This is a genomic window from Haloferax sp. s1 (genome assembly GCF_058382125.1).
Genome location: NZ_JBZRPK010000464.1, coordinates 1 through 5,145, shown reverse-complemented (window position 1 = coordinate 5,145; position 5,145 = coordinate 1). Strand labels below are relative to the sequence as shown.

Annotated in this window: 6 protein-coding genes; all 6 read left to right on the top strand. The window is 64.7% G+C overall.

Annotated elements, in window-relative coordinates; genetic code table 11:
* Positions 1–1,131 (top strand): diaminopimelate decarboxylase family protein (locus QT222_RS06895; protein WP_491476738.1); only part of this gene is annotated, 1,131 nt, incomplete at its 5' end.
* A 20-nt stretch (positions 1,132–1,151) separates the two neighbouring features.
* Positions 1,152–2,018, top strand: a complete 867-nt coding sequence (gene dapF / locus QT222_RS06890) for a diaminopimelate epimerase (RefSeq protein WP_491476737.1) — start codon at positions 1,152–1,154, stop codon at positions 2,016–2,018.
* On the top strand, positions 2,015–3,121 hold the full coding sequence (locus QT222_RS06885) for a M20 family metallopeptidase (protein ID WP_491476736.1): 1,107 nt from the start codon (positions 2,015–2,017) through the stop codon (positions 3,119–3,121). The genes dapF and QT222_RS06885 overlap by 4 nt, the downstream gene beginning before the upstream one ends.
* Positions 3,122–3,160: 39 nt before the next feature.
* Entirely contained in the window at positions 3,161–3,724 is a 564-nt protein-coding gene (locus tag QT222_RS06880; RefSeq protein ID WP_004572571.1) for a BGTF surface domain-containing protein, read from the top strand.
* A 55-nt stretch (positions 3,725–3,779) separates the two neighbouring features.
* Positions 3,780–4,475, top strand: coding sequence for an RNase P subunit p30 family protein (locus QT222_RS06875; protein ID WP_491476735.1), 696 nt, complete (start codon positions 3,780–3,782; stop codon positions 4,473–4,475).
* Positions 4,459–5,085 (top strand): class I SAM-dependent methyltransferase, encoded by a 627-nt coding sequence (locus QT222_RS06870; protein WP_491476734.1) that lies wholly within the window; start codon positions 4,459–4,461, stop codon positions 5,083–5,085. The genes QT222_RS06875 and QT222_RS06870 overlap by 17 nt, the downstream gene beginning before the upstream one ends.
* Positions 5,086–5,145 lie beyond the last annotated feature (60 nt).

Below are 5,145 nucleotides of genomic sequence, written 5' to 3'. Positions count from 1 at the left end.
GAAACCGGTCCCCGCCCCCCAACCCCATCCACCGCGCCACCCGCCAGCTACCGTGCCAAGCCAGTCGCCGGTCGTACGGGCATGGCACCCGTCCCAGCAACGGAAAGCGCCCCGGCGTGTGCCTCCGCGGGCGAGCCCGGGCGCGCCCTGGATGCTGCCGTCCCCGGCCACTGCGCCCGCCAAACCGCCGTCAACCCGCCGGCCGCGGACCTCGACCACGTGGTCTCACGGTGGGAGGAGAATCCAGTGATGACCATCACCGTCGGTGCGGCGGACACTATCGACCGCCTGCGCGAACGCGGCTTCGACGGACGACTCTGTCTCCGGGCGAACCCCGGCATCGGCGCGGGCCACCACGAAAAGGTCCGAACCGGCGCGCACGCGAAGTTCGGTATTCCAATCGACCGCGTTCCCGACCTCGCCGAGGACGTGCGCGACGACGTTGCCCTCGTCGGCGTCCACGCCCACGCGGGAAGCGGTATCTCCGGCGACGACCTCTCGGCGCACCGCGAACTGGTCCGCCGAATGGGCGACCTCGCCCGCTCCATCGACGGCCTCGAATTCGTCGACGTGGGCGGCGGCTTCGGCGTCCCGTACCGCGAGGACGAACCGCCGCTTTCCCTCGACGCCGTGGCCGACGCGACCCGCGAGGCACTCGGCGACACCGACGCCCGACTCGCAATCGAACCCGGGCGCTACGTCGTCGCCGACGCGGGCGTCCTCCTCTCGCGAGTCAACACCGTGAAGGACGTGCCCGAAACGACCGTTGTCGGCATCGACGCTGGTATGACGACGTTGCTCCGACCGGCGATGTACGACGCGTACCACGCGATTTCGAACCTCTCTCGGCCCGATGCCGAGGCGGTTTCGACTATCATCGCAGGACCCGTCTGCGAGACGAGCGACGTGTTCGCCGACGGCCGATTACTCGCCCGTCCCGAACGCGGCGACCTTCTTGCACTCGGTAACGCGGGCGCATACGGATACGAGATGGCGAGCACCTACAACTCCCGTCCGCGCCCTGCAGAAGTCGTCCTCGATGGCGACGAGTCCCGAGTCGCTCGCCGCCGCGAAACCCTCGACGACATCACCACTCTCGAACGAACCGCATCCGAACACATCCCCAACTGACCAAGCACCTACACAAACCAATGAGCGTACTCAACTCCGTTCCATTCGAAAAGTACCACGGCACCGGAAACGAATTCTTCGTCGTCGACGCCGAAGACCCGGTTCCCGACCGCCCCGCATTCGCACGAACCCACTGCGACCGAGACGCAGGTATCGTCCTGACTGGAAGCGACCGACGCGGCGCAGACGGCGTCCTCTTTCTCGCACTCGAATCGCGCTACGACCCGCCGCGGGTCGTCATGACTCTCGTCCAACCGGACGGCTCCGTGGCCGCCATGTGCGGAAACGGCGCTCGCGTGGCCGCTGCATGGGCCGCCGAGCGAGCCAACACGGACGAAATCATGATTGACACGCCCGCCGGAACCCGCCGCGCGACCGTCAACGGAAACGAAGTAAACGTCGAGATGGGTATCCCCTCGTTCGACCCGCGGGATGTCCCGCTCGAAAGCGACGACGAACTCGTCGAGGGTGAGGTCGAAGGACTAACCGTCACGGCCGTCAACACGGGCGTTCCACACGCCGTCGCGTTCGTCGACGACGTGGACGACGTGGACCTCGAATCGGTCGCGCCGTCTATTCGACACGCACCGCTGTTCTCCGAGGGAGCGAACGTCACCATCGCCTCGCCGGACGGCGAAGGCGGCTTCCGCCAGCGCACCTTCGAGCGCGGTATCGAAGGTGAGACGCAGTCTTGCGGAACCGGCGCAGTCGCCGTCGTTGCCGTCGCCAAGCGACTCGGACTCGTCTCCGGCGACGACCCGGTTTCCGTCTCACCACCGGGTGGTGCGCTCTCCGTGACCGTTCCCGACGAAGGAACGGCGCTTCTCGGCGGCCCGGCCGTCCGCGAGGGGAACGGCGAAGCCGACATCGTCTTCCGCCAACGATGAACGACGAGGGGTTCGACCCCATCGCGTTCCTCGAACGGGCCGTCCCCGTAGCCTCGAACGATGACGTGGACGAGATGCGTGACCTGCTGGTCGAAACGCTCGAATCCCACGGTACCGACGCGACTGTCGACGACGCGGGGAACACACTCGCCGCGAAAGGTGTCTCCGACCCCGAGACGCACCTCGTCCTCAACACGCACATCGATACCGTCTCTCCACACATCCCGTACGCCCGCGAGGAGGGAATTATCCACGGACGAGGTTCGTGCGATGCGAAGGGACCGCTCGCAGCACTTCTCGCGGCGTTTTTCGCGGTCGACCCTGCTCCCGACGCTCGGGTGACGCTGGCGATTACGCCCGACGAAGAACTCCTTTCGACCGGCGCGGCCGCCCTCGACGTGGACGGCGACTGCTACATCGTCGGCGAGCCAACCGGTCTCGACGTGTGTACGGCCGCGAAAGGCCGCTTCGAGGGAACGGTCACATTGGCTGGCATCGCTGCACACGCCGCAGAGCCGGATTCGGGTAGCAACGCTATCGACGCGCTCGCGCCGGTCCTCGACGCGATTCGGTCGTTCGACGACGACCGTGACGAACACCCCGACCTCGGCGCGGCGACGCTGACGCCGACGATGGTCGACGGCGGCGAGAACTCGAACCAGGTTCCGGCAGCCTGTCGACTCGTCGTCGACCGCCGGAGCGTCCCACCGGAGACGGCTGACGGCTTCCGCGAGGCGCTCGAATCGACGCTTCGAGACGCCGCACCCGACGAAGTTGACGTCGACTTCGAACTCACCGAGCGGCCGACGCCGTTCCTCGAAGCGTTCGCAACCGACCCCGACCACGAACTCGTGACGACGCTCGCACGGGCGTCGCAGGAGGCCGGTGGACGAGGTGCTGTTCGTCCATTCACGGCGGCGACCGAAGCGTCGTATTTCTCTCCGTCACCAGTGGTCGTCTTCGGTCCCGGCGAACTCGCCGACGACGAGGGCGCAGTCGCACATGCCGACCGAGAGTACGTGACGATAGACGACGTTCGAACCGCGGCTACATCGCTCAAAACTGCTGTTTCCGAGCTTATTGGAACAGCAACTGTCGATTAATCAAAACGTACTTGTTCGTCCAAAGATATATCTTGGACGATGCGTCCCCTCCAGTCGCTCACCGTCGTCTTTGTCTTCCTCCTCCTCCTCTCGACACCCGGGGCCGTCGTTGCTGACGGTTCCACCGTCATCAACTATCAGGGTGACTCCCTCGTCCTCGACGCGGATACAGACCAACACATCAGCGGAACGACGCCGTTCGAAGCCGGGGCCGTCATCGGCATCCGAATCAAATCGGTCGGCGGGACACACCCGTTTCTCGTATCGAAGCCGGTTCGTGTCGGTGAAAACGGAACCTTCGACGTATCGTTCGACCTTTCGGAGTTAGCACCACTTCGAGGAGGAGCAGTACAAATCACGGTTCGGCACAACGAGACAGCTATCTACGAGCTAAATGGAACGGTCGTGACAGGTAATATGCCTGAGGATTCGACGTTTACGCCGATACCCGGAGCGGACGAAACGACAACGACGACCGAGCGGACCACGACGATACGTTCGACAACCGACTCGATGTCGGGGTTCGAAATCCCCGGATTTGGCGTCGGAACAGCCATCATCTCCCTGTTATCGGTTGTGTTGCTCGCTCGCACACGGAAGTAGCCCACCGCGAAGTCGGAACGCAACGCCCTTTTTCCACCACACCTATCGTCGGCGTATGTACGAGGCGGTCTACGCACACCCCGACGGCGAGAGCACGGCTAGTCGCGTCGCGACCGCCGCCGGTCGATACGGTTACGACGGCGTCGTCATCCGCGGCCTCGACGCACGTCCCGATTACGACCGCCTCCGTGACGCGCTCGATGTTGACCTCGTCGACGCCGCGGAAATCGACGCACCGGACCCGGAACACGCCAGCGGCGCGGTCGGAAACTACCGACCGCAGCGCGAACTCGTCATCCTCCGCGGCGGGACGAACGCGCTCAATCGCTTCGCCGTCGAACAGCCACGAGTGGACGTGCTTTCGCGTCCGATGGCCGACCGCGGGAACTTCAATCACGTCCTCGCCAAGGCCGCCCGAAACAACGGCGTCCGCGTCGAATTCGACCTCGGACCGGTGCTCAGAAGTGACGGCGGTACCCGCGTGCAGGCGATTTCCGACCTCCGGAAACTCCGCGAGCTCGTCGAATACTACGACGTGCCCTACGTCGTCTCCGCCGGGCCGCACTCGCACCTCGAACTTCGCGCGCCCAGAGAACTGGCCGGACTCGGAGAGGTCATCGGCTTCGACGAGGAGCAAATTCTCGACGGACTCCGGGAGTGGGGACGACTCGCCGAGCGGAACCGCGAGCGGATGTCCGAGTCGTTCATAGCCCCGGGCGTCGAATGTGGCCGATATGAAGAAGACAATTGAGGAACACGCCGCTCGCTTCTCCGATATCGCCACCGACTACGACGAGTCACAGGACAGCGAAGAGTACCGTGCGTGCGTCTCGCTTGTCGTCCACTACGCTGACCCCTCGGCCGACGACGTCGTTCTCGACCTCGGCACTGGCACGGGAGCCATCGCACTCGCACTCGCACCTGACGCAAAGCGCGTCGTCGGCCGCGACATCAGCGAGGGAATGCTCGAACAGGCCCGCGAGAAGGCCGCCGAAGTCGGCATCGAGAACGTCGAATTCGACGAGGGGCGATTCCGTGACCCGAACGTAGATGACGGAGAACAGGTCGACATCGTCGTCTCCAACTTCGCCATGCACCACCTCTCGGACGAAGAAAAGCGCGAGACTATCGAGGTCATCTCCGACCTCGAACCGCAGCGATTCGTCCTCGGTGACGTGATGTTCTTCGGCGAACCCGACCCCGAGGAACCGTACTACTCGCCGGAAGTCGACGACCCCGCGACGGTCGGCTTCCTCGCTGACGCGCTCACCGACGCCGGATTCGTCCTCACGGCCGTCGAATCCGTCCACGAACAGGTCGGCGTTCTCGTGGCTGAACGAGCACCCGACATCGACGAATAAGCTCGATGAAACACCTGCCAAAACACCTGCGGCCGCGGTGGCGATACCTCGCGGTCGAAA

Excerpts from the sequence above, each read along its gene's own strand:
- dapF (WP_491476737.1), top strand. The coding sequence starts at position 1,152 with ATGAGCGTACTCAACTCCGTTCCATTCGAAAAGTACCACGGCACCGGA.
- QT222_RS06885 (WP_491476736.1), top strand. The coding sequence starts at position 2,015 with ATGAACGACGAGGGGTTCGACCCCATCGCGTTCCTCGAACGGGCCGTC.
- QT222_RS06880 (WP_004572571.1), top strand. The coding sequence starts at position 3,161 with ATGCGTCCCCTCCAGTCGCTCACCGTCGTCTTTGTCTTCCTCCTCCTC.
- QT222_RS06875 (WP_491476735.1), top strand. The coding sequence starts at position 3,780 with ATGTACGAGGCGGTCTACGCACACCCCGACGGCGAGAGCACGGCTAGT.
- QT222_RS06870 (WP_491476734.1), top strand. The coding sequence starts at position 4,459 with ATGAAGAAGACAATTGAGGAACACGCCGCTCGCTTCTCCGATATCGCC.